General features: G+C 41.4%; 20 protein-coding genes and 2 tRNA genes. 7 read left to right on the forward strand and 15 right to left on the reverse strand.

Annotated features, from left to right (window positions below; translation table 11 throughout):
• Positions 1–171: 171 nt before the first annotated feature.
• The 5 genes from ACOQOA_RS04330 to ACOQOA_RS04350 form a co-directional block, all read right to left on the reverse strand.
• The gene (locus ACOQOA_RS04330; protein WP_155155022.1) at positions 172–408 is read right to left on the reverse strand and encodes an acyl carrier protein; all 237 of its coding nucleotides are present in this window, start codon (positions 406–408) and stop codon (positions 172–174) included.
• Positions 409–592: 184 nt separating this feature from the next.
• Entirely contained in the window at positions 593–1,330 is a 738-nt protein-coding gene (gene fabG / locus ACOQOA_RS04335) for a 3-oxoacyl-[acyl-carrier-protein] reductase (protein ID WP_420547425.1), read from the reverse strand.
• A gap of 41 nt (positions 1,331–1,371) precedes the next feature.
• On the reverse strand, positions 1,372–2,313 hold the full coding sequence (gene fabD / locus ACOQOA_RS04340; protein WP_420547426.1) for an ACP S-malonyltransferase: 942 nt from the start codon (positions 2,311–2,313) through the stop codon (positions 1,372–1,374).
• A 176-nt stretch (positions 2,314–2,489) separates the two neighbouring features.
• Positions 2,490–3,908, reverse strand: coding sequence for a hypothetical protein (locus ACOQOA_RS04345; RefSeq protein ID WP_420547427.1), 1,419 nt, complete (start codon positions 3,906–3,908; stop codon positions 2,490–2,492).
• Positions 3,909–3,982: 74 nt separating this feature from the next.
• Positions 3,983–5,098 (reverse strand): hypothetical protein, encoded by a 1,116-nt coding sequence (locus ACOQOA_RS04350; RefSeq protein WP_420547428.1) that lies wholly within the window; start codon positions 5,096–5,098, stop codon positions 3,983–3,985.
• Between the two features lie 244 nt (positions 5,099–5,342).
• Between ACOQOA_RS04350 and ACOQOA_RS04355 the strand changes: the two genes are divergently transcribed.
• Positions 5,343–6,032, forward strand: a complete 690-nt coding sequence (locus ACOQOA_RS04355; protein ID WP_420547429.1) for a glutathione S-transferase N-terminal domain-containing protein — start codon at positions 5,343–5,345, stop codon at positions 6,030–6,032.
• Positions 6,033–6,068: 36 nt separating this feature from the next.
• Here ACOQOA_RS04355 and ACOQOA_RS04360 read toward each other — a convergent pair whose 3' ends face one another.
• Entirely contained in the window at positions 6,069–6,647 is a 579-nt protein-coding gene (locus tag ACOQOA_RS04360; protein ID WP_420547430.1) for a thymidine kinase, read from the reverse strand.
• A gap of 260 nt (positions 6,648–6,907) precedes the next feature.
• On the opposite strand from ACOQOA_RS04360, the gene ACOQOA_RS04365 reads away from it, so the two are divergent.
• Positions 6,908–7,822 carry a hypothetical protein gene (locus ACOQOA_RS04365; RefSeq protein ID WP_420547431.1) on the forward strand — a complete coding sequence of 305 codons (915 nt, stop codon included), beginning with the start codon at positions 6,908–6,910 and terminating at the stop codon, positions 7,820–7,822.
• A gap of 9 nt (positions 7,823–7,831) precedes the next feature.
• On the forward strand, positions 7,832–9,664 hold the full coding sequence (locus ACOQOA_RS04370; protein ID WP_420547432.1) for a methyl-accepting chemotaxis protein: 1,833 nt from the start codon (positions 7,832–7,834) through the stop codon (positions 9,662–9,664).
• Between the two features lie 101 nt (positions 9,665–9,765).
• Here ACOQOA_RS04370 and ACOQOA_RS04375 read toward each other — a convergent pair whose 3' ends face one another.
• The 5 genes from ACOQOA_RS04375 to ACOQOA_RS04395 all read right to left on the reverse strand — a co-directional run bounded on the left by ACOQOA_RS04375 (position 9,766) and on the right by ACOQOA_RS04395 (position 17,153).
• Positions 9,766–10,980, reverse strand: a complete 1,215-nt coding sequence (locus ACOQOA_RS04375) for a M24 family metallopeptidase (protein ID WP_420547433.1) — start codon at positions 10,978–10,980, stop codon at positions 9,766–9,768.
• A 261-nt stretch (positions 10,981–11,241) separates the two neighbouring features.
• On the reverse strand, positions 11,242–13,896 hold the full coding sequence (locus ACOQOA_RS04380) for a valine--tRNA ligase (RefSeq protein WP_420547434.1): 2,655 nt from the start codon (positions 13,894–13,896) through the stop codon (positions 11,242–11,244).
• A gap of 92 nt (positions 13,897–13,988) precedes the next feature.
• Positions 13,989–14,627 carry a PopZ family protein gene (locus ACOQOA_RS04385; protein ID WP_420547435.1) on the reverse strand — a complete coding sequence of 213 codons (639 nt, stop codon included), beginning with the start codon at positions 14,625–14,627 and terminating at the stop codon, positions 13,989–13,991.
• A gap of 304 nt (positions 14,628–14,931) precedes the next feature.
• Entirely contained in the window at positions 14,932–16,329 is a 1,398-nt protein-coding gene (locus tag ACOQOA_RS04390) for a TolC family outer membrane protein (RefSeq protein ID WP_420547436.1), read from the reverse strand.
• A 170-nt stretch (positions 16,330–16,499) separates the two neighbouring features.
• Complete coding sequence (locus ACOQOA_RS04395; protein ID WP_420547437.1) at positions 16,500–17,153, reverse strand: protein-L-isoaspartate O-methyltransferase family protein; 654 nt, start codon at positions 17,151–17,153, stop codon at positions 16,500–16,502.
• Between the two features lie 280 nt (positions 17,154–17,433).
• On the opposite strand from ACOQOA_RS04395, the gene ACOQOA_RS04400 reads away from it, so the two are divergent.
• Positions 17,434–17,507: transfer RNA gene (locus ACOQOA_RS04400), tRNA-Cys, on the forward strand.
• Positions 17,508–17,869: 362 nt separating this feature from the next.
• A tRNA-Asn gene (locus ACOQOA_RS04405) sits at positions 17,870–17,944 on the forward strand.
• Between the two features lie 68 nt (positions 17,945–18,012).
• On the opposite strand, the gene ACOQOA_RS04410 is transcribed toward ACOQOA_RS04405, so the two are convergent.
• The 4 genes from ACOQOA_RS04410 to ACOQOA_RS04425 all read right to left on the reverse strand — a co-directional run bounded on the left by ACOQOA_RS04410 (position 18,013) and on the right by ACOQOA_RS04425 (position 22,488).
• Entirely contained in the window at positions 18,013–19,146 is a 1,134-nt protein-coding gene (locus ACOQOA_RS04410; protein ID WP_420547438.1) for a hypothetical protein, read from the reverse strand.
• A 205-nt stretch (positions 19,147–19,351) separates the two neighbouring features.
• Entirely contained in the window at positions 19,352–20,311 is a 960-nt protein-coding gene (locus ACOQOA_RS04415) for an alpha-L-glutamate ligase-like protein (RefSeq protein WP_420547439.1), read from the reverse strand.
• Positions 20,308–21,837, reverse strand: coding sequence for a UUP1 family membrane protein (locus tag ACOQOA_RS04420; RefSeq protein WP_420547440.1), 1,530 nt, complete (start codon positions 21,835–21,837; stop codon positions 20,308–20,310). Before ACOQOA_RS04420 ends, ACOQOA_RS04415 begins: the two co-directional genes overlap by 4 nt.
• A gap of 18 nt (positions 21,838–21,855) precedes the next feature.
• Positions 21,856–22,488: an ATP-dependent zinc protease gene (locus ACOQOA_RS04425; protein ID WP_420547441.1), complete on the reverse strand. Its 633-nt coding sequence runs from the start codon at positions 22,486–22,488 to the stop codon at positions 21,856–21,858.
• A 252-nt stretch (positions 22,489–22,740) separates the two neighbouring features.
• Here ACOQOA_RS04425 and ACOQOA_RS04430 point away from each other — a divergent pair, with 252 nt between their 5' ends.
• Both ACOQOA_RS04430 and ACOQOA_RS04435 read left to right on the forward strand, forming a co-directional pair.
• Entirely contained in the window at positions 22,741–22,959 is a 219-nt protein-coding gene (locus tag ACOQOA_RS04430; RefSeq protein WP_420547442.1) for a type II toxin-antitoxin system HicB family antitoxin, read from the forward strand.
• 629 nt (positions 22,960–23,588) lie between these two features.
• On the forward strand, positions 23,589–24,362 hold the full coding sequence (locus ACOQOA_RS04435; protein ID WP_420547443.1) for a protein phosphatase CheZ: 774 nt from the start codon (positions 23,589–23,591) through the stop codon (positions 24,360–24,362).
• Positions 24,363–24,385: the final 23 nt, after the last annotated feature.

Consider the following 24,385-nt stretch of genomic DNA (forward strand, 5'->3'; position numbering starts at 1 on the left):
AAACAGCCCTTTTTGATGAAATTTTTGTGATATTGACCTGATTCCTGTCTAGAATCAAATCTGCCAATCAAACCATATTACATCACAAAAATATATTTAGAAAACTGAAACGGCGCGTCAAGGTTTTCACCGACGCGCCGTTTAAACAGTATCGAAAACGATTAGGTCAAATTAACCTTGGTTTTCGGAGATGAATTTAACTGCATCACCAACTGTTTGGATGTTCTCAGCAGCATCATCAGGAATCTCGCAACCGAATTCTTCTTCGAAAGCCATTACCAATTCAACTGTGTCCAAGCTGTCTGCACCCAAGTCGTCGATGAAGCTAGCAGCTTCTGTAACCTTGGCTTCATCTGCGCCCAAGTGATCAACTACGATTTTCTTTACGCGTTCTGCAACGTCGCTCATGAACCTAATCCTTACTCTTCTATAGTTTGGGCAAAATCCCAAGGTGATAAAATTAATTCCGTCTGCCTTACAATGTTTCAAATTCATGAAACTGCAGTCGACAGCGCGGGTGTTTAGCATAGAAGATCGAAACTGACCAGACCTTTAAGACAAAAAAATTCAGCCAGCTTCAATCACCTAATACCTAGATCATCGCCATGCCACCATTCACATGTAATGTTTGACCTGTCATATATGCAGCTTCTTCAGAAGCAAGATATACAACGGAAGATGCGATTTCATCTACAGTACCCATACGGCCCGCAGGAATCTGCGCATTAATCTTCGCTTGTTGGTCTTCATTCAATGCATCTGTCATTGGTGTGGCAATGAAACCAGGCGCGACGCAGTTTACAGTGATTCCCCGTGTTGCAACCTCTTGTGCCAAAGATTTTGACATACCAATCATACCAGCTTTAGATGCAGCATAGTTTGTTTGGCCTGGGTTACCTGTGACCCCAACGATAGAAGTAATACCAACGATTCGGCCATAACGGCGTTTCATCATGCCTCGAAGACAAGCTTGTGATAGCTTGAAAGCGGCTTTCAAATTGACATCCAATACAGAATCCCAATCTTCATCTTTAAGACGCATTGCAAGGTTGTCACGAGTTAAACCTGCATTATTTACCAAGATATCGATAGCGCCCATTGCTTCTTCGGCATCTTTTGCCAATTGCACAACGGATTCCATGTCAGACAAGTTCGCAGGTGTGACAAAAGCGCGTTCACCCAACTCAGCTTTCAATGCTTCTAATGGCTCCACACGTGTACCGGACAAAGCAACAGTTGCTCCTTGTGCATGAAGGGCTTTAGCGATGGAATTACCAATACCACCGGATGCACCTGTTACAAGGGCACATTTACCTTTTAAATCAAACATATTCTTTCCCCTATTCTTAAGGTTCAAAGGTAATTACAAAATTATAAACTATTTAAAAACGCTTCAACGTCAGCAGGTGTTCCAACATTCACACCAGTCATATCGCGCTCAATACGGCGAACAAGGCCGCTTAGGACTTTACCTGCCCCAACTTCGACCAACTGCTCAACACCTTGATTTTTCATATAAGATACTGATTCACGCCAACGCACACGACCACAGACCTGCTCTACAAGTAAGTCGCGAATACGAGACGGATCAATGATTTTTTCTGCAACGACATTGGCAACCAATGGGACAGAAGGCGCTTGAATATCTGCAGATGCCAATGCCTCTGCCATCTTGTCTGCCGCAGGTTGCATCATTGCACAATGGAATGGTGCAGATACAGGTAATAAAACAGCGCGTTTTGCGCCTTTTTCCTTGGCAATCACCAAAGCACGCTCGATCGCGGCTTTCGCACCACTGAGAACAACCTGCCCCGGTGCATTATCATTTGCAGCTGTACAAACTTCACCTTGCGCAGCTTCAGCTGCAACAGCTTCAGCAGCATCTAAATCAAGACCAAGAACAGCTGCCATCGCACCTTCACCTACAGGCACAGCTGCCTGCATGGATTGCCCGCGAAGCTTCAATAATTTCGCAGCGTCACTGATTGTCAAAGAACGTGCGGCTGCCAATGCAGAATATTCACCTAAAGAATGTCCAGCCACCAAAGAACACATATCTGAAAGAGATTTACCACTTTCACTTTCCAAAACACGCAACGCAGCCAAACTAACAGACATCAATGCAGGTTGAGCATTCTCAGTTAAAGTTAAATCTTCCCCGGGGCCTTCCCACATCAAACGAGAAAGATTTTGCTCCAAAGCCTCATCAATTTCTTGGAAAACTTCACGTGCTGCCGGGAAAGCGTCTGCAAGTTCTTTACCCATTCCAACCGCTTGAGATCCCTGACCGGGAAATACAAATGCAGATGTCATTTATACAAATCCTTTAATGGTAAATTTATTATTTAGATAACGTATTTCAATTGCTATCAACGCCTGACAAAGTGACAGGCCAATCTAGCCCGAAAGGACCATGTGACAAGAGAAAAGTCAAGATTTCTGAGGGATTATCGAGATGATCCGTATTTAAAATAAGAAAACTGCGCTTCCTAACCTTCAGATTCGTCAATTCGACGCATTGCCCGACGTAAAAAGAAGTCGGCCTGTTCCGAATCAACAAGAAATTCCATAAGATGAGCAATCATAATCACATGATCACGCGCACGTTTCTTATAATCTGCGGGCACTGTATGAATATCTTCTAATAATTGATCTGAAAACTTTTCTAATTGGTCAACCATTCCATTTGCCACAGAACGTGCATTACTCATCATTCCAATTTTATCAGCAATACGAAGGCTTTCTTTCATAGAGCGCGCAGCACTTCGTGCCATGCGATATGCTTCCGGATCTAAATCAGCACGTAAATCACTTATAGTTCGTTTTGTACGCCCAGCTTTCACACTACGTTGTTTCAACGCTGTTTTCAGTTTTTCAGGAGCTTGTGCCAGAATAGTTCGGGTCAAAGCATCGGATACGACTTTTCGGGTTGTAAATAACCTTTGTCCCCAGGCTCCGTCACGACGAATATTTAGATTCATCGTAATTGCTTCAAAAGTTTTCACATATTCCTTAATCAAACCAAGTAAAGTTTCTTCAGTACCGCCTTCTGATGCCATAGCGTCAATCTGTTGTACCAATTCTTCTAAATCACCAATTACAACGTCTCCGACTTTGGCAAGATCACTAATCGCCACAATCGAATCATCACCATCAGGGCTGATACTTTTCACAACTTTCAAAATATCGGCTTGTTTCAGCAAGCGACGCATCGCTGCAACAATAATCCAGCTTTCCTCACCTGGCTGACTATCTGCGGTATCATTATAACAATTTTTTACGGACGTAATGTGACCATCCAAAAACTTGGAAATTGGCTTAACTGGTAATTTCTTCTTTAACGTTTCCAGTTCTGGCGCAACAGAAAGAACATGGCTCATTTCTTCCATATCTTCCAGTCGCGTCGCACCGCCAAGTTTCTTCAAAAGTTCATTGGCGTTAGCAGCACTTTCATCTGCCTTTTTTAGTGCATTTCTCATTAACTCAACAGCTGCCTGCCAAAGCTTAACTTGTGCGTCCCAACGTTTATCAAGATCCTCTTTCGTTAATGCCTTTTCACATTTTTCACATATATCTTGAAAAGCTGTTCCACCCTCAATTTGAAGCCACTCCCACACGGGCTGCAATGAGGCACGGGCAATCATTGTTTCCTTTTTTACTTTCGGGTCACGCGGTATCAACAAATCTTCAAATGGATTACATAAAATTCGCTGAGCCGTGCCATTACGTGGAGGACGAATTCTAAAAAGAGTTGGTCGCAAGACCGACAAGATAAATTCATAAGGAATATCTTCGGCTCCATGGCTGCGTGCGTAATCCATAGCGGATACAAGCAAAACCAATTGACTTTCACCTAATTGAGATAAAAATGCCCGAAGTGCATCTTTTTTATCCTGACTGATTTCCATCAATCACATACCCCTTAATTCTTTAATATTATTATGATTTTCAATGCAATCCTTATACCAAGCATTGAGATGGATCAGGTCCAGGCAGATTGTGGCTGCATAAACTCTTCGATATCCCCCTCAACTTCATCAAAATCTTCAAAATCAACAGCTCCATTTTCCGTTAAGAGGCGATTTTGCTCAGATGTGATTTTTTGCCAGATCACTTGCTGATTCATATTCAAAACTTCCGCCGGTAATAGCGGCAAATGTTGTACTGCTTCACCAACCATATCGCGTTGCTGATGGCGGAATCCCTCTTTCACATGATCCCATTTTTGAGTAACACGGTCCCAACCATCCAAAATACTGGCAATTTTAGCAACTGAATCTTGCAAGCGTCGTAAATTCATATTCCAACTGGATAAAACTGTAGACATGGAGGAAGCTTGCTGCTGCATGCTTTCAATTTCTTCATAGGCCAATCGTCCTGCCATTTCAGCCGCATCTATAATTTGCTGAACCAAAATAACAGTTTCCGGCATTTCTTCTTCCGCCCAATCAGACATTTCCGCGCTCATACGCGCAAGATCAGAGACCGTTCGCATCAAATATCCTGGATGATCCCCACCTGGTGATCCTACGGCTGCACTTGTATCTGCCCACGTCGTCAAAATATCCATCATATCTTGCGTCGACATTCCTAACTTATCAGCATAGTTTTTGACAGACGCACGTGCTTTTTTCATATTTTCTTCGTCGATGAGATCCATAGGCGTGTATTCAACACCGTCACCAACTTGTCGAACAGCTTCGGAAACCAAAGTGAAATTGGTCATCAAACTGATTTCATGATCTTTTTGAATGGCATTAGTGGCTGCTTCAGCTACATCAGGTCCATCATATCCATCTTGTTGTACTTCCAGTGCGGTTTGGCGAATTCTATCAGGGGTATGCGAAGACAGTTCATTCATTTTTTTATATAATGATCGGTCATGTAAACTCATGGAGATAACATCAGGTAAGTCAGACCAAGGGATAATATAGGTACCTTTACCACCGGAAAGACCTGGTAATAATGCCTCCAGCCCCCCTTCTCTTCCTACGCGAACGCGTAAATGTTCCAAGACAGATGTTGTAAAGGGTACGGAATATCCGCGTTCAGCAAAGGTTTCAGGTAAACTGCCACCGATCCCTGACTTACTATTCATAGATTTTTATCCCAAAATGTAGCACCTTTACGATGCATTATTATTTCCTGCCATAATTTTTATTTATTAGCATATTCGAGTATTTTCACTTAGGTGGCAACAGCCATCAACATTTTTTCCCATAAAAAATTAGATAGCCATCAAAGGGTTAATTTGAACTGGATAAATTTGAGTCATTTCGTTACCGTGAGATCAAATTTAAACATAAACTAAAAGATTATCGGATTTCAGGAGAATTCATAAAATGTCTATGAAATTATACGAACTTGCAGGTGCAGATAGCAATCGACGCTTTAGCCCTTATTGCTGGCGGGTAAAATATGCAATTGCCCATAAAGGGATCACACCAGAAACTGACTTTATCCGGTTCACCGAAAAATCAGCGATTGCACATTCTGGTTCACCCACAGTTCCAGTCATTGACGACGGTGATACTTCAGTATCTGACAGCTTTGAAATCGCCAAATATCTGGACGAAGCTTATCCAGATGCTCCCAAATTAATGGGATCAGATGTTGCGATCGGTCAAGCACGCCTCATTGAATCATGGGCAAACACCCAGATTATGGCTGTAATATTTCGTATGATTATACTTGATATCTTTGAAGGATTAGATGAAGGCGACAAAGAGTACTTCCGTGAAACACGAGAAAAACGTGTCGGCAGTAAACTGGAAGAATTTCAAAAATATGATGATGAACAAATTCAAACATTGTTCAATAATCTTACCCCAGTAAGAATGATGCTCAAAACACAACCATTTTTATCTGGTGACACACCGGGTTATGCAGATTATATCCTGATGGGATGTTTCATGTTTGCACGTGCTTCTTCTACTAAGAAGTTCTTAAAAGATGATGATAGTGTGAATGAATGGTACGAAAATATGCTTGATATGTATGACGGCTTGGGTCGCAAAGTTAAAGTATCATAAAATAACGATTAAGGCCGGAAATTCCGGCCTTTTCATTTATATACCTAATGTTTCTTTCCAATGTTTTCGACACATGGATACATATCGATCATTACCACCAATCTCTACTTGATCTCCGGCTTTTACAGGGTTGCCCTTGTCATCATAGCGCACAACCATAGTTGCCTTGCTTCCGCAGTGGCAAATCGTTTTCACTTCACGCATCTCATCCGCAAGACCTAATAAAGCCTCACTTCCCGGAAATAGTTGACCTTGAAAATCTGTACGTAATCCATAACAAATCACTGGAATGCCCATATGGTCTGCAACATCGGATAACTGCAATACCTGTTGCCTAGTTAAAAACTGGGCCTCATCCACCAGAACACAGGAAAGTGGCGTATCTGAATGACGTTCTTTGGTAATCGATAATAGATCATCCACAGTTTTAAAGATCACAGCGTCCGCTTCTAACCCAATCCGCGATGTTACTTTTCCGATTCCATATCGATCATCTAGCGCAGCTGTAAAAATTAACGTATTCATGCCGCGCTCTTGGTAATTATAACTTGATTGTAGCAAGATCGTACTTTTACCAGCATTCATTGCTGAAAAATAAAAATGCAGTTTTGCCATTCTTTTTCCTCTATAGAAATCCGATCCGGCATTATATGGTCAGGATTCCGAGTGGAATACAAGTCAGCATATTCACACTTCAAAGTAATTAACATTTCAGATTTTTCAACTAACTCAAATACAAGTTGAATATCGGAATACGTAAATTAGATAAAATTTGAAATGATTTTTTATTCATTTATTTGCAATTAGCAAATAAACGTCTCATAATTGTCGTAATAATAAAAATTTTTGACATATAAATTCACAGGAAACTCAGGGTGAAAAAATTACTTTTTGCGGGCAGCCTTCTATGTATTGGTGGGCTATCTACCATATCACAGGCCGCGGATCTCAATTCCGTTGCTCAACTCACATCAAAAATCTCTGCGCATATCAATCAATTACAACAAGCAGATTACATACAATTCGTAAATACAGAATTTCAAGTTCAACCACGCAGTTTGAGACATGTTTATGTGCAAGCAAGAACGAATTCTGCGCATATTAATCTGTTAAGAATTATCAATGGCTTACCTATAAAAGACATGTCCCCGCTTGAGTTAAAAGCATGGAACGAAGCTGATATTGAAAATATCCTGAATGCTCAGATGGAGAGTCTAGATGAACTAAATGTTGTTTATAATATAAAAAGTAAGCCTGATGAACTTATGACCGTTGACGGATCAACGGACAGTATCTACGTGGCCCTTTTAAAGATCGAACAACAGTTGAAATCTCTAGGCCTGCCGGGTCAAGAACCAGGCGATAGTTATCAATATGCGACTCTATTGTTGAGTATCGTAAAACAGATAGCAAAGCATCAAAAAGTCTTACTACCACGTCCCAATACAGAAGTAGAAAAAGATAAACGTCCAAATGATAATTATCTTTATGCTTTATCTGTAGCCGCAGAACTTCAATATTATCAAACCGAATATCTTAAGAAGGATATTCCAGGTGGTGTTGCTGTACCAGATCCAAAAGATGGGAAAGCTACAAGCGATGATACAATTGCGGTTTTAAAAACTATTATTGCAGATCTTGTTGCGCTCAAAATTGCCGTAGGTGACAAGGCCCCCCTCGTAATTCCTGAAGTTGATAGCAATCGTACACCGGCTGATGTGTATAAACAGCTAGTCTTCGCATATGACATCATCTTCGCCATGGAAGATGCCGCAGCTGAAGCATCTTAAGGGGGCGATATGACTGAAAACACAAATGAGAAACACTGGTATCAAAGTATCACCACCAAGCTTGGTGGGCTTATTATTTTGGTAATTCTATTGACCGGCGCAGCAACTGCTGTCTCCAATTTATGGAACGGAAACATCATTGATGATCTCTTCCAATCCAAACGTGACAATCTTGCAGCAACAGCTAAACAGACTCAAATTATCACTCAGCTTGAAGGCCAAATGACCAAAACGTTAGGTGTGTTAAATGGATTTCTAGGCGAACATCAAAATACACTTGTTCTGCGAGATAGCGAAAACGCTAAAACAATTAAGGCCAATAGAGTAAAACTACAAGATGGCATTAAGGAGTTATCAACTAAGATTGATGCTTTAACTGAACTTCCTATCATTCTGGATGCACTCTACGGGGACAATACAGATAGTGAGTTAGCAAAATCTGTTTATTATATCCAACGCAGCCTTGTCACCATTCCTGCTCTCTTCGCTCAATATGAATCTGCCAACGATCGTACGCTTGATTTATTGGGTGTTTATCGTTTTGAAGAAGCAAATAGTAGCTTCCTTTATAACGAAACTCCTGTTTTGAATGCGATGGTTGATCGCATTAATAAAACCGCAGAGATCCTAGAAATCGCAATTGAACAGATATTAATGGTCAGTAACGAAACCAATATGACCTATATCGAAGAAGAAAGTGCAAAAGCATCTGAACTTCAAAATATGATCATCATTACTGCTTCTGTCGTTTCTTTGGTTTTACTGGTGTTGTCTCTATTACTTGCGCGTCTGCAAATCGTTAAGCCGTTAATAAACTTAACAGCGATTAGTGAACGTTTAAGTCAAGACCAAACAGATATCGAAATACCAAAACCAAGCAAAGATGAAATCGGTGATATCACACGCGCTTTACATGTTTTCCGTCAAGGTATTGAAGACCGTCAACGTCTTCAAGCGGAGCAAGTGGAACGTGAAAAGCTAGCCGAGGAAGAAAAGCGACAGGCAATGCATGCCTTGGCAGATAACTTCGAAGAAAGCGTAAAAGGTATTGTTGAAGCCGTGTCAGCGGCAGCCACAGAAATGTCCAGTCAGGCAAGTAGTATGTCCCATACGGCTGATGATACAAATTCGCAAAGTGTTGAGGTATCAGCAGCTTCCGAACAAGCCACCCAAAATGCACAACAGGTTGAAGCAGAAACAGGTGAATTAAATGCCTCGATTGAAAATATCAATACACAGGTTTCACGCTCCCAACAAATTGCCCATGATGCCGTAAACAAGGCTGAACAAGCTAATACAATGGTCCAAAAACTATCGACAACGGCACAAGATATTGAGCAAGTTGTTGATTTAATCAGTGAGATCGCAGATCAAACAAACCTACTTGCCCTTAACGCAACTATCGAAGCCGCACGTGCGGGTGATGCGGGCAAAGGTTTTGCTGTGGTGGCGAATGAAGTGAAATCGCTTGCTAATCAAACAACTAATGCGACGGATCAAATCGGTGCACAGGTCAAAGAAATGCAGGAAGCAACAAGTGCAACGGTTCGCAGTATCGAAGAAATTCACAGCACAATTGATGAGATTGATCAAATTTCAAGCGACGTGTCTGTTGCAGTGGATGATCAACGAAATATCACTTCTTCGATTACAGGTAAGGTACAGCTGTCTTCTGCAAGTACGCAGGATGTATCAATGCGCATGCAAAGCATTCAAACTGGGTCTAATGAAACAGGCAGCGCAGCACGTGATGTGAAACATGCTTCAGACGAACTCTCTGAACAGGCATCCAATATGATGCGCGAAGTTGACCGTTTCCTGAATAACATCCGTAACAGTTAATTATATTTAGATAAGTTAGGTATATAATACGAAAAGCCCGAGAATTTCTTCTCGGGCTTTTTGCTTCCTGCGACCTCTTAGATGGGTCTTGGTTTTTATTCTTAGTTTTTAATAATATTATGTTCCGGACCGAATGGGAATTTGGTGATGTTTTCTGCACCATCTTCGCCCACAACCAGAATGTCATGTTCACGGTAACCACCCGCACCCGGATTACCTTCCGGGATCATGATCATTGGCTCCATTGAAACAACCATATTCGGTTCCAGAACAGTATCGATGTCTTCACGAAGCTCCACACCTGCCTCACGACCATAATAATGGCTTAACACACCAAAAGAATGTCCATAACCGAAGGAGCGATATTGAAGCAAATCCCACTCACGATACATTTCGTTAAGCTCAGCTGCGATTTCAGAACATTTTGCACCAGGCTTGATCAATTCCAAACCACGTTCATGCACTTTTACGTTCTTTTCCCAAAGATCCAAATGCGCATCAGATACGTAGTCACAGAATAGCGTGCGCTCCAACGCGGTATAATAACCAAAGATCATCGGGAATGTATTCAAGCTTAGAATATCACCGGATTCGATCTTTTTATTTGTAACCGGGTTATGCGCGCCATCTGTATTGATGCCGGATTGGAACCATGTCCAAGTATCCATCAATTCAACAGATGGGAAACTACCTGCTATTTCACGGATCATAGCATTGGTTGTTGCGATGGCAACCTCATGTTCTGGCACGCCAGCTGCGACTGCTTTTGCACAAGCGAAACCACCAACATCTGCAACTCGTGCACCTTCTTTGATATGTTTAATTTCTTCTGCAGATTTGATAGAGCGCATCCACATGGATGGCTGACCAACATCAACAAATTCAACACCTGGTAATGCATCTTTTAACTGCTGTAAGTAATCAAGATGTACATGGTCATATTCAATACCAATACGTTTAGCACCTTTTACAAGGCCTTGCACCGCATAGAAGAAATTGTCTTTGCGCCAGTCAGTATAGGTAATATTGTCACCAAATGTACGACGCCATGGTTGGCCGCCGTCGATACCTGCGGAAATAGATGTCGCGTTATTTTGATCCACAACAAAGCCGTATTTACGACCAAAGTAACAATACGTGAAACCAGAATAATAATTGACGCAATGGTAAGATGTGAACAGACAAGCATCTACATCATTTTCAGACATCCATTTACGAACATCATTTTGACGACGTTCCATTTCTGCATCGGAAAAAGGGGAATATTCTTTTTCACCATTATGCCACTTTACAAGGCGAGCCATATCATCAGACATAAGGAATCCTTCCTAATTATCAATAGGTTATCGTTAGTAAAGCGCGCTATTACTTGAATGAATTATCTCGTTAACTGACGCTTACGCTAATGGAGCTCGCCCGAAGCTCTGCGACAATTTGCGCCCACTTTAATCAAATTTGCGACATAAAAGTTAACAAAATACGTTTTTTAGATATTTTTGTTATTTTTCAATAGAAAAGAAAAAGGCGTTATAGAAATTAATCTATAACGCCTTTGATAGATTTTCTTTTAAAAGAAATTACATCGCCGCGACGATTTTCTCCAAAGAAGCTTTTAACTTGTCACAAGCATCTTGTTCAGCCGCCAAACGAGCTTTGTTTTCTTCAACAACAGCTTCCGGGGCATTTGCCAAGAATTTCTCATTAGACAATTTACCAGAGATTTTCTTCAATTCCCCTTCAACCTTTTTAATTGCCTTTTCAAGACGTGTTTTTTCCTGGCCAAGGTCAATCACATCAGCAATCGGCAAGGCAACTGTTGCGCCGTCATGAACCATTTCGAGCGCACCTTTTGGCGCTTCTGCATCGACAGAAGATTCAGAGACGCGTGCAAGACGGCTCAACAATACCCAATGTGTCTCCAGCCAACCTTTAGCTTGATCAGATGCGCCATTCAAGATCATTGGTACTTGTGCAGATGGCGGTACATTCATTTCTGAGCGTACAGAACGGATACCTGTGATCATACCGATCACCCATTCCATTTCTTTCACAACATCTTCGTTGATCAAGTCTTCGCCATATTGTGGCCATTCAGACGTAATCAAAAGTTCTTCAGGCTTATCGCCTAATTTTTCCCAAATCTCTTCCGTCACAAATGGGGTGAATGGATGCATTAGTTTTAGGATTTGTGCCAAAGCCCAACCCGCAACTTTGCGAGTTTCTGCTTTTGCAGCTTCATCATCACTGTTTAGCAACGGTTTCGCTAATTCCAGATACCAGTCACAGAAAGTGCCCCATACGAATTGATAAACAACGCTTGCTGCATCGTTAAATCGATAAGAAGAAAGAGCACGGTCGATTTCGATACGAGTCTTTGCCACCTCACCTACGATCCAACGGTTTACAGTTGCTTTCGCATCCTTTGGATCAAAATCGTTGGTTACAACGCATTCATTCATTTCACAGAAACGTGCTGCATTCCAAAGCTTGGTAGTAAAGTTACGATACCCTTCTACGCGGGAAGTCGCCAACTTAATGTCACGGCCCGGTGCTGCCATAGATGTCAATGTGAAACGAAGCGCATCTGCACCATATTGTTCCACCAATTCCAACGGATCGATCACGTTGCCTTTGGATTTAGACATCTTCTGGCCATGTTCGTCACGTACAAGCGCGTGAACGTAAACAGTATGGAATGGTTCGGTATCCATAAACTTCAAGCCCATCATCATCATACGGGCAACCCAGAAGAAGATAATGTCAAACCCCGTTACCAACACATCTGTTGGATAATGCTTTGCCACCAATTCCGGCGTATCATTTGGCCAACCCAATGTGGAGAAAGGCCAAAGCGCGGAAGAGAACCACGTATCTAAAACGTCTTCATCACGGGTAAGCTCAACTGTCTTACCGTAATGTTTTTCCGCAGCAGCAATAGCTTCTGCTTCTGTTTTCTCAACAAATGTTTCACCATCTGGGCCATACCATGCCGGGATTTGGTGCCCCCACCAAAGCTGACGGGAAATACACCAAGGCTGGATGTTACGCATCCATTCGTAATATGTCTTTGTCCAGTTTTCAGGAACGAATTTTGTTCGCCCTTCTTCAACGGATTTAATTGCTGGTTCCGCCAAGGTTTTCGCATCAACGAACCATTGATCTGTCAAATAAGGCTCAATCGGCACACCACCACGGTCCCCATAAGGCACCATATGCACGTGATCTTCTTTACCTGCATAGAAACCAAGCTCATCCATATCTGCGATAACAGCGTCACGGCATTCAAAACGATCCATGCCACGGTATTTTTCTGGCACGTCATCATTCATATGCGCAGTTGGTGTCATCACGTTGATCATTTCAAGGTTATGACGACGGCCCACTTCGAAATCGTTAAAGTCATGAGCAGGCGTCATTTTCACCGCACCAGTACCTTGTTCTGGATCTGCATAATCATCACCAACAATTTTAAGCTTAAAGCCTGTCAAAGGATGGATACAGTTTTTACCGATCAAATGCTTATAACGCTCATCTTCTGGATGAACAGCAACACCGGAGTCACCCAACATGGTTTCCGGACGTGTTGTTGCGACAGTCAGGAATACACCGTCTTCACCCTCTACAGGATATTTGAAGTGCCACATATTGCCCTGCACTTCTTTCTGGATTACTTCCAGATCAGAAATCGCAGTCTCAAAGGCAGGATCCCAGTTCACGAGACGCTTGTCTTTATAAATCAAACCTTCTTTATGAAGACGTACAAATACATCCAATACGGCAGCACTTAAACCTTCATCCATGGTGAAACGCTCACGGCTCCAATCACAAGATGCACCAAGACGGCGTAACTGATTAATGATTGTACCGCCAGATTCGTCTTTCCATTCCCATACTTTTTCAAGGAATTTCTCACGTCCCAAATCACGACGTTTGATGCCTTCCGCGCCAAGCTTACGTTCCACAACCATTTGCGTTGCAATACCCGCATGGTCAGTACCTGGTTGCCAAAGCACATCAAGTCCCTGCATACGCTTATGGCGGATCATCACATCTTGTAATGTGTTGTTCAACGCATGGCCCATATGCAGACTACCTGTGACATTTGGTGGCGGGATGACGATGGTGAATGCATCTTCGGATGTATTCTGTCCATGTTTAAAACTGCCAGTCTGTTCCCATTTGGCGTAATGTTTATCCTCTGCCGTCGCAGGTTCGTATGTTTTATCCAGCATTTTGGCCTTCAATCCAATTAATCAATTACAAATACAAAACGCCCCGCTAAGAGAACTCCCAGCGGGGCGTGCTAACTCTCAACGGTGCAAAATCAGTAGTCGTCTCTATCGGAGACTCGACGTGCACCGGAAGCCATACGGTCAATTTCTCTTTGAACCATGCGCTCTACCATCTCAGGCAGGTTCTCGTCCAGCCAAACTTTCAGCATTGGACGTAAAAGACCTTTTACAATTTCTTCCAGTGTTTCCCCTGAATGCCCCATTCGAATGGAATTTTCAAGATGCGCAAGCGATGCAACCCCAACTTCTTCCGTATAATTAGAGATAATTCGCTCATCCTCTAGAACAAGAGGCTCTTCTTCATACTCTTCCATGAGTTCCAAAGGCTCCTCTTCTTCGTATTCTTCATACTCTTCCATAAGCTCAAGTGGTTCTGGTTCCGGCTCAGGTTCTGGTTCCGGCTCCATTTCCATGACGGGTTCAGGCTCTGGCTCCGGTTCCATCTCCATGACTGGTTCTGGTTCCGGCTCAGGCTCCGGTTCTGGCATTGGCTCTGGTTCCGGTTCTGGCTCAGGCATTGGTTCTGGCTCTGGTTCCGGTTCTGGCTTTGGCTCAGGCTCTTCAGCAGCGGGTTCTTCCACTACTTCAGGCTCTTCTGGATCTTCCGAGATAATCTTACGGATAGACGCCAGAATTTCTTCCATTGAGGGTTGTTCTTCGTTATCGCTCATTTGTACCCAGCCCTTTGTCCGGCAAATCAATTACTTCTTTATACTTCGTAGGAAATTCTGAATTCTTTCAGACTCCGACCAAAAGCCAAAGCAATTACCATGCCAAACATTTAGCTTTCCCCTTGAATATAAAGATATATTTCTTCACATACTATAACATCGGGATTCTAGCAAAGTAAAACTGATTTGTTTAGCGATTTCTTACAATTTATTAAAAAAATAAGGGAAAGTGCTGTATTTACACTTTCCCTTACTTGGTTTTATTCAGTTTTACTTACTGAAAAGAATAGAATTTACCACTTACTTATTCAGCAGGTGCATCCTTTTCAATATCAGGGCCAATACCCCACCATTTATCATGAACTTCATCATAATGAGCGGTCGCATCATAAATATCTGCACCCAAACCAAGCTCAGACATAGTCAACCCACCAATTGCCGCAAGTAGTGCAAACTGAGCAACATTCTCATCACGTTGGGAACGTACAAGACTTACTTTTGCATCTAACAATTCTTGCTCCGCGTCCAATACATCCAATACTGTACGAGAACCAACAATTGCTTCTTGCTCAACACCTTCAAAAGCGATGGTTGTTGCACGAACTTCATCTTGTTGCGCTTCAATTTGTGCGCGGGTGGTTTTTAAGTTTTCCCAGGAAGACGTTGCTGTCTCAATCACACTACGGCGCTGCTCTTCAATTTGTACACGCGCAAGCGAAGCAGATTCTTTAGCCTGACGAACTTGCGAGCTTACCAAACCTTGCTGATAAATCGGCACGGAAAGATTCAAACGAATAGACGCATCTTTGGTTGTTAAATCTTCACCAGACACATCATTGTTATAATTTGTCGCACCGACCAAATCCAAAGAAGGATACAGAGATGCCTCAGCAGAATCTACATCCAAAACCGACGCATCATAAGAATGACGTGCAGCAACCACTAACGGGTTTTTATCAGAAGATAAAGTAATTGCTTCATCACGGCTTAATGGCAAACCAAGGTTTAAAACAGGGGTCGCCATCTGACCGTCAATCGGCTCACCCACGATTTGCTCATAACTGGCCTTGCTTGTTTCCAAAGAACCTGCGGCAGAAATTGTATCTGCGCGTGCGCGAGACAAACGCGATTCAGCTTGTGCAACGTCTGTGCGTGTTACCTCACCCACATCAAAACGATCTTGTGTTGCCTCAAGTTGTTTTTGTAGGCGTTTTTCATTTTGTTGGTTCAAATCCAGAACAGCAATATCACGCAATACATCAAGATAGGCTGTTGCAGCTTCAAGCAAGATAGATTGCTCTGTCGCGGCCAAAGAAGCACGTGCAGATAACACATTTGCTTCGGCAGAGGCGATACCAGCTTCGGTACCACCGCCTGCATAAAGGTTTTGAGTAACAGATAAGGCCGCAGAATAGAATGAACGATCACTATCTGTATCAACACCATTATTATCTGTATCAGAATTAATTGCCCCTAAGGACCCTGTACCTGTGACAGTCGGGCGCCAGCCAGATACAGCTTGTGCCACACCTTCATTGGTCACACGTAAGGAAGCACGCTGCGCAAGTAACGTAGGGTTATTATCATAGGCGGCTAATAGCGCCTCTTCCAAAGATGCAGACCAGGCCGCACTCGAAGATAAAGTCGCAGTTGCCAATCCGGCAGCAGCCACACCCAATTTCAAGAAAGCTTTAATATTCACAATAGTAAACCCCAATATTTTCTAGAACATACGCAATCCACGACATATGTAGTCATTTAGATCATAATAAAAAGATGTAAAAAGTAAAATAACTCTTTTTTTTATTTAAAAACTAAAGGCCAATGCATCAAACATTGGCCTTTTAACTTTAATTCCAATATTCAGATATTTTAGAATACGAAACCTTTTTCCCTTGCAAAGCCCGGCAATGGTTGAACATTCGCATCAAAAATAGCTTTGGAAGACGCCACACCATTTGCTTTCACATATAAATGTGCGACGCCATTTGTTTCACTCGCAGAATCTGCAAGCACAACTGCCAAACGACCACCTTCTGCCAACTGCGCTAAAATCTCTGCCGGTACCTCTTCCACAGATCCGTCAAACAAGATTACATTATAAGGCCCTTGCTTAGCTAAGCCATCAGTCAAAGCACCATCCAGAACAACCACATTATCCATAGCAAGGTCCGTTAATGTTTTGCCTGTGCTTTCTGCAAGTTCCTTGTCAGATTCAACCGCAAAAACTGTTTCCGCCATACAACCTGCAACCGCTGCCATATAACCAGCCCCAACAACCAAGACAGTATCTTTTTCCTGGATTTGTGTCAGCTGAACCAAACGCGCTGCGATCATCGGCTCCATCAAGAAGCGATCATTGGCGATTTCCAAGTCTTCATCAATATAGGCAAGATGGCGATTCTGTGTTGGTACAAATTCTTCACGTGGCAAACCACGCATTGCTTCCAACACACCTTCGTCTGTGATTTTATTTGTACGAAGTTGACCTTCAACCATGTTGAAACGTGCAGCAGCGTAATCCATAGAAATTCTCCGAAACCCTGATCGGTTTAAAACGCGTTTTTTAATCTTTCTGCTTTATAAAGCGATAGATAGCTTCTTTCAACCATATGTTAGTGTAATTCACGATCTACAAATCGCTTTTTTTTCAGAAAAGTTTCACTTTCATGTGGAAACTCCCTTGACCCACCGTCTCCACACAAGTATATGACCTTCCAGCAAATGACTTCGATCTAGAAGTCAACTTCGAACCTGCTTCTTTTAGAAGACTACCACTTGGTTCAGATGAAGTTTTGCCTATGAAGGCGCGGTGGCGGAGTGGTGACGCAGCGGATTGCAAATCCGTGTACACCGGTTCGATTCCGGTCCGCGCCTCCATTTATTTTCCAAATATATCCTGTATACCTTTTAATACATTCGATGAGATAGCTCTTCGTTATCCATATTCTTTAAATTTACGTCCCTCTTCCTGTGCATGTGAATCACGATTCATGAAAATGAGCCGGATTACCGATCAAATTCGATGACTATGAGGTATTAAGTTAGGCTTATGCCATTTTTCTTTCATTTTTTCATATGCTTACACATAAGGAAAACTGCGGATCTTCGGAATTAATTTCAAGAAAATGTAAAAAAAATGCAACTGAATGAAAAAACACTATTGCAGACCCCATAATGAGTTGTTATATACCCGTCCGTCGGCAGGGAACACACCCTACGACACAAACAAAACATACTGATCCTGAGTAGCTCAGCGGTAGAGCAATCGGCTGTTAACCGATCGGTCCGGGGTTCGAATCCCTGCTCAGGAGCCAATTTAAAAGGCGTTAGATTTTATCTAACGCCTTTTTTGTTTTTTTCTCAACTCATTCAAAGTTTATACTTACTGATAAAATATTGAAACCGTCACAAATACGGGAATGATAAAAATTATAGCAAAACTCATCAACTTATGAATTCTAATAGAATTAGCTGGCGATAAAATCTTTTGGTCATGAAAATATACAAACATCTTCGAGCTCCATAAATGAAACGTGGAAGATGCTATAAAGACATACCATGCAAAAAAAGAAACTATAGCCAACAATACAATAACTAAAGAAAACGATAAATTTGAGACGTCATGAAGAGGAAAAGCGTTATCATTTAAAATCAAGCAAAGACTCGCAGAAGAAACAAAGACTGTAGATATAACCACTTGCCGCCACCGTCGTTCTTTTTTTATGGAGAAAGACACGACCTTGCTAAATGCATTCTCATCTTGTTCCTTAAGTTTTGAAAACTCCTTTAGGGCATCAAAATCATACTCAGGAGTTGGTATGTACTTTAATATTTCTGTTACATGTACACATGCCGCAAGCCCAACTAAAACTAACACTAAAATATGATAAAACTCATTCTCCAAAGGAACAGTTATAATATCAATAACCACCTCTATAAAAAAAAGAATCGGTAAAAACGACAATAACAGAATTGAGAAAAATACTATAAGACAATAAAATACAACAATAGTAAATCTAATTGGATGAGGATTACTACCTATATAAGGTCCCACAAAATTATCAGCTAAACTAAATACTTTTGATCTACGTATCATCCTTGCGACAAGGCTTGGATGTTTATGATTAGTAATCACTTCCAAAATAAGATTTAAATATTGATGCTCATTACTGATAACGGTTGTAATAATACTCAGTATAGAAACTAAAAAAATAATTATTCCTTTATTTTCATATACCTTATCAATTGCGAATCCAAAAAACTCCACATCAAGCGAATGATTAGTCAGTGCAGAATAAATTAATAAAAGCAATAGATAATAAGCGACATAAAGTTTCGCAGTAAGCCTCCCCATAGCACCGCACTGTTTAGCTAATTGATCTATATAGCTAACATCTAATATATCTTTACTGTTTTCAGAATCTTTTAGTAAATCTTTAACTTCTCTTTTTTGTCTCGAAACATATGAAGACCATTTAATATACTGATATTTCGAGAAATTCTTACTATCACTCATTTTCACCAATCCTCCATAATTATTCTCTATAAAAGATTCGTTCATGCACTTCAGTATTAGAATTTAGCTATACGAATTCAATCACAATTAAGCGAGCACCGTCTAGAACATTCCAATATCCATCGTATAAGTGGGCTAGAGCAATCGGCTAACCAATACTCAAGAGCCAATTTGAAAGGCATTAGATTTTATCTAACGCCTTTTCTTATTCTATCCCAGCAAGTTCTTTCATTGCGATTTCCGCACGTTCTTTATAGTCATGGCGCGGGGTATATAATTCCTCAATTCGATCAATGCGCTTTCCCATCCCAAAGCCATGGGCGATTTGGATGGCAAGGCCCGGGCGGGCATTCAGTTCAATGATCATGGGTCCGCGATGTTTGTCCAAAATCACATCTACACCAAGATAGCCAAGTTGGCTCATTTCATAACAGCGGCTGGCAAGTTCAATGATTTCCGGCCAGTTGCTAACTTGTAACTCAGAAAGGTCTGTCCCTGTATCAGGATGATGGGTAACGGCCTTATCAAATTGAACCGCGCGCAAAGCTTTACCAGTTGCGATATCCAAACCAACACCAACCGCGCCTTGATGTAGATTCGCTTTGCCATCAGACACTTCGGTTGAGAGTCGCGTCATGGCAAATGCGGGATAACCTTTATAACAAATGATCCGAACATCCGGTACACCTTCATAGGTAAAGCCATCAAAGATATCTGAAAATTCAACAAGCTCTTCAAGCACACCTACATCAGGCGTGCCGCCTAAACTATAAAGACCGCTTAAAATATTTGATCCGTGTTTTTGGATCTCATCATCGGACACTTCTTTACCACTGGTCTTGAAAAATTTGCCATCTTCTTGGTGAGAGATAATTAAAATCCCCTTCCCGCCACTGCCGCGGGCAGGCTTAATCACGAATCCCGCCCCGATTTCGCGAAGAAAATCAGGGAGTTGCCTTACATGTTTCTGACATTCGATGACCCCAAGCAATTTCGGGGATGGAATTTGAAATTCTTCTGCCTGCAGTTTCGTCTTTAATTTGTCATCCACAATCGGATAAAGCCGCCTTGGATTATTACGGGCAATATAATCAATATTGCGTTTATTCATCCCCACAACACCTCGCGCCTTTAGGGAGAATGGATTTGCAATATTAAAAATCATCTATGCACCATTGGCTTAAATCGATACAGCTCGCTTAAGCGATAGCCTGTATATTGCCCAAGCAACAAAATCACGGCCAAAACCACCAATAACAATTCCGGGAATAGGAAGGTTAAATGTTTAATAAGGACACTGCTCATCATAAAATAGGCAATGGAGGCAACGAATAAACTGCCAAAAGTTTGCACGAAGACTTCTTTTGCGCCTGATTCATCCCATAAAACAGACATGCGTTCGATGGTCCAACTCACAATGATCATCGGGAAGAAGGTCACCGCAAGACTATTTTCCATCCCAAGCTTAAAGCCCAGAATACTGATCATCGCAAAGATCAGAGTAACAACGATCAAAACCGCTGAAATTCTTGGGACAAGTAGTAAGTTCAAATGCGTTAGGTAAGAACGTAATAACAAGCCAATCCCTACAACAATCACGAATAAAGCCAACCCAACCGTTAAGGTCGTTTGCAAAAAGGTCAGCGCAATTAGAATTGGCATAAAGGTGCCGGAAGTTTTAAGGCCAACAATATTCCTAAAGAACACCACGACCAAGGCCCCTATTGGCATCAATAGAAGTAGCTTAAAGGTTTTTTGTTGTTCTGCAGGCAGGGAATAAATGGAAAAATCTACCAAGATATCTTTATCAACTTGCGCATGATACGTCGTAAGACTTTGGGCAGAACGGCTATCACTAATAGATGTGACTTCTACTTTGGAATTATCGCCCCCTTCCACAACCAATACGCCATCAGATGTATTACCAAAAGGCAGGAAGTTACTTGGCACACCAAATTCTCCGCTTATCACATCAAATGGCGCCCATTTTCCATCTACGAAAACGCCAAGAATGGAACGGATTTTTTCTTTTTCCCGCCCTTTGGATAAGAATATGCCTCTGATTTCTTTCACATGGATACCTGCAAGAATCAAAATCTCTTTAGCAAGATCAACAGTATCTTTGTCAGATGAAATACTTTTGCGAAGATAAGCCACACTATCCGGTAATGTTTCCGTACGGAAAATTTTGACCATCTGCGTTACAAGACTACGTTCATCTGTTGATCTTTGCTTGGCAAAATCAATAATTTCTGATGCCGCAGCTTTTTGAGAACTATCCAATCTTGCAGTCCGAACGCTTCCTTTGGGTTTACTGGCAAAAAAAGAATTAATTGTGGCATCTTCATCTTCTTGTTGATGGACAATCGCTTGAAAATAAAGGCTTTGCTCTCCTTCAGCCTGCCTTTTTGTCCAAATGCCCTGTCCGTCTTTTTCTTCATAGCCATAGCCAGATGAAACTGCATGGGTAGAGATCACCCGTAAATGAGAAGTCGAAATTGGCTTCGCATAGGTGACTTTGGCTTCTTCGCCATCCGCATCAAAGGTGATCTTGGATTCCACAGTCCAGGATACAGCTTGTCCACCGGGAAATAACGGAAAATCTAAACTTACAACTTTGTATATGGTTGCACTTAATCCCAATATGCAAAGCAAAAGGATAATAAAATAGGATTGAAACTTCTTTTCCATAATCGCAGCCTTAAGAAACTAATTCATTTCTTTAACGGGGATATGGATAAATTTTTCATCCACATTCACATAAAATGCATTGCGTAATACATTCCGTCCAATCAAAATCGGATATTCATAATGATCCCGACTGGCCAACGTAAATTCACGCTTCATTACCTGATCCCCTAAAGACATGGTCAGCAATACAACCGGACGTTCAAGTGGATCACGCCCATGTTGTTTGATGGCCGCAATACGTTCAATTTTAGTGCGAATAGTCGTGACCTTATCTGTTTTACGATCCCGTAGATCAAACTTTACCCAATCTTCGCCGTCTTTCTCATAACGTTTGATAGCTTCCGCTCCTATCGATGAGGTTGTTGCCCCTGTATCAATACGGGCTTCACCTGAAAAACCAGCTTCAAAAATATACACATGTTCCGCTTCACCAATTAACAGAACGTCTTGCTCTTCAAGTAAGGTATCAAGATCCCCACATTGTTTGGTCTCAATAATTTCCGGCTTTGGTGCAGGTGCAGGAATAGGACAATTTTTCTCAACAATTTTGGGAGTTTCCACTTCTTGAGATGTAGTACCCTGAGTTGTTGCCGCACAACCTGCCAGACCAATTGCTAATGACAAAAGTAAATAATTTGAAGCTTTAAGCATCTGAATATTTGTTCCCCAAAATGAGTAGAATAGATTCTTTTATTTAAACCTCTACTAATATTATAGAAGCCTAAATTGAAAGGCTCAATAATTTTAAAGCGTAGATTCGCGGAGAAAAAACATAACATTGAGGCATTTAGATGGCAGCCTAGCATCTTTCGTATGATAACTAGAAATTGACGTTAAATATCTCACTTGATGCGATCTGGTGATTCAGCCATTATTTAGTTTCATTAAAACTGGAGGCATGAGATGGCACTTGTGGGTAATTACAAATATCCGGCACGCATTTGGGAAGATGAGAATGGTATCTTTCAAATCCGTTTCGATGATTTACCAGAAATACAAGAACAAGCGGAAAACCTTGATGCTGCATTAGAAAAAGCCAAATCCTGTTTGGGTGATGCTGTTGCAGATCGTATTCAGAATGGACAATCCCTTCCGTCCCCATCCGTTATGGAAGAAAATTAACTTTTTCTTATGCTCACAAAAAAGTGAGAATCAATATTCTTTCCCTTACCATAAATAGATTATTCCATCTAAAGGTTGAGAATCAAAAACTAAATTCATATTGGAGTTATTCTAATCGAATTGTTAAGAGGCTCTAATTAAACATATATATAATTTTAAATAGATTTTAACCTTAATTTAACCTCTAAAATAGTATAGTATATCTTAAGATGACTTTTGTCCTCTAGATTGGCTGTATAATAATGTTAAAATCATGCGAAATGCTTCTTAGAAAAGCCGAATTTCGCCTTGCCAAAGGCGATTTTGCCGGCGCAAATGTAATCCTTAGATCCATTGAAGATTGTGGTGCAGATGAACGAGATTGCCCCTTTAAATGTCAATGTCTTGCAAATACTAAAAAGGTCCTGACGGCAAGGATCATGCGATCGACAAAAGCACAATTTCAGGCGATCAACCCTAAGAAAAACTAAGATAAATTCAGGCCTGAAAGCTATAACTATCTATAAAAATTGAAAATTTCATATAGCTTTCACACGTTCATTGATGACTCTTATTCAACTTCGGTATATAAATACTGTTAAAGATGGATTTTCACCCTGTAAAAAACAGATGAAGATGAAGAGGGAAATATGATGTCAGGGCATGAACCACGGGATGTATATTCTGTAGAAAAAAAAGGACATGTAGACTTATCAGCAGCACCAAATACAAGTGCTGCGTCTTTTGGGGGCGGTGCAGCACACGAAATCATTAGTGCTATTTCAGAGCTTCGCGAAGAAGTTGCTGAAATGAAATCACTGATGGAAATGTCCAGCATGGAAAATGCGATACCTAGCGAAGATAACGGGAATTTCATGGATCCGGAAGAAGGCCATGATCTGGAGCTTCGTTTGGAAGTCGCACAAATGGTGCGTACCATTGCAAAAGCAAAAAATGAATTAGCACAAATTAAACATCCAAGTGCTGAAGATGACCGCCTAGAGCAGGCTTCTTCTGAACTCGATGCGATTGTGATGGCAACAGAAACTGCCACGAACAACATTTTGGAAGCAACAGAAAGCATCGAAAAAGAATTAACTCAAATTGCTGCTCTGGCCCATGAAGATGAAGATATTGTGACTTTGTCAGATAAAATCGCATCTCACACAACAGCAATTATGGAAGCCTGTAACTTCCAGGATATTACCGGACAGCGTATCACCAAAGTTGTCACAACAATGCAGTTTGTTGAAGAGCGTATTCGTTCAATGATTGATATTTGGGGGTTTGAAGCCTTTTCCGAATTACCAGTTCCTGCAGATGAAAGTGGCGAAGATGCAGATCCAGATGCAGATCTATTGGCAGGACCACAGATGGAAGGCCAAGGCATTAGTCAGGCAGAAATTGACGCTTTATTTGATTAACTTCAAATATCTCCAAGAAAAAG

Origin of the sequence: Curvivirga sp. (assembly GCF_965219885.1) — a bacterium.
Classification (GTDB): domain Bacteria; phylum Pseudomonadota; class Alphaproteobacteria; order UBA8366; family Aestuariispiraceae; genus Curvivirga.

Excerpts from the sequence above, each read along its gene's own strand:
- ACOQOA_RS04330 (WP_155155022.1), bottom strand. The coding sequence starts at position 408 with ATGAGCGACGTTGCAGAACGCGTAAAGAAAATCGTAGTTGATCACTTG.
- fabG (WP_420547425.1), bottom strand. The coding sequence starts at position 1,330 with ATGTTTGATTTAAAAGGTAAATGTGCCCTTGTAACAGGTGCATCCGGT.
- fabD (WP_420547426.1), bottom strand. The coding sequence starts at position 2,313 with ATGACATCTGCATTTGTATTTCCCGGTCAGGGATCTCAAGCGGTTGGA.
- ACOQOA_RS04345 (WP_420547427.1), bottom strand. The coding sequence starts at position 3,908 with ATGGAAATCAGTCAGGATAAAAAAGATGCACTTCGGGCATTTTTATCT.
- ACOQOA_RS04350 (WP_420547428.1), bottom strand. The coding sequence starts at position 5,098 with ATGAATAGTAAGTCAGGGATCGGTGGCAGTTTACCTGAAACCTTTGCT.
- ACOQOA_RS04355 (WP_420547429.1), top strand. The coding sequence starts at position 5,343 with ATGTCTATGAAATTATACGAACTTGCAGGTGCAGATAGCAATCGACGC.
- ACOQOA_RS04360 (WP_420547430.1), bottom strand. The coding sequence starts at position 6,647 with ATGGCAAAACTGCATTTTTATTTTTCAGCAATGAATGCTGGTAAAAGT.
- ACOQOA_RS04370 (WP_420547432.1), top strand. The coding sequence starts at position 7,832 with ATGACTGAAAACACAAATGAGAAACACTGGTATCAAAGTATCACCACC.
- ACOQOA_RS04375 (WP_420547433.1), bottom strand. The coding sequence starts at position 10,980 with ATGTCTGATGATATGGCTCGCCTTGTAAAGTGGCATAATGGTGAAAAA.
- ACOQOA_RS04380 (WP_420547434.1), bottom strand. The coding sequence starts at position 13,896 with ATGCTGGATAAAACATACGAACCTGCGACGGCAGAGGATAAACATTAC.
- ACOQOA_RS04385 (WP_420547435.1), bottom strand. The coding sequence starts at position 14,627 with ATGAGCGATAACGAAGAACAACCCTCAATGGAAGAAATTCTGGCGTCT.
- ACOQOA_RS04395 (WP_420547437.1), bottom strand. The coding sequence starts at position 17,153 with ATGGATTACGCTGCTGCACGTTTCAACATGGTTGAAGGTCAACTTCGT.
- ACOQOA_RS04410 (WP_420547438.1), bottom strand. The coding sequence starts at position 19,146 with ATGAGTGATAGTAAGAATTTCTCGAAATATCAGTATATTAAATGGTCT.
- ACOQOA_RS04415 (WP_420547439.1), bottom strand. The coding sequence starts at position 20,311 with ATGATTTTTAATATTGCAAATCCATTCTCCCTAAAGGCGCGAGGTGTT.
- ACOQOA_RS04420 (WP_420547440.1), bottom strand. The coding sequence starts at position 21,837 with ATGGAAAAGAAGTTTCAATCCTATTTTATTATCCTTTTGCTTTGCATA.
- ACOQOA_RS04425 (WP_420547441.1), bottom strand. The coding sequence starts at position 22,488 with ATGCTTAAAGCTTCAAATTATTTACTTTTGTCATTAGCAATTGGTCTG.
- ACOQOA_RS04430 (WP_420547442.1), top strand. The coding sequence starts at position 22,741 with ATGGCACTTGTGGGTAATTACAAATATCCGGCACGCATTTGGGAAGAT.
- ACOQOA_RS04435 (WP_420547443.1), top strand. The coding sequence starts at position 23,589 with ATGATGTCAGGGCATGAACCACGGGATGTATATTCTGTAGAAAAAAAA.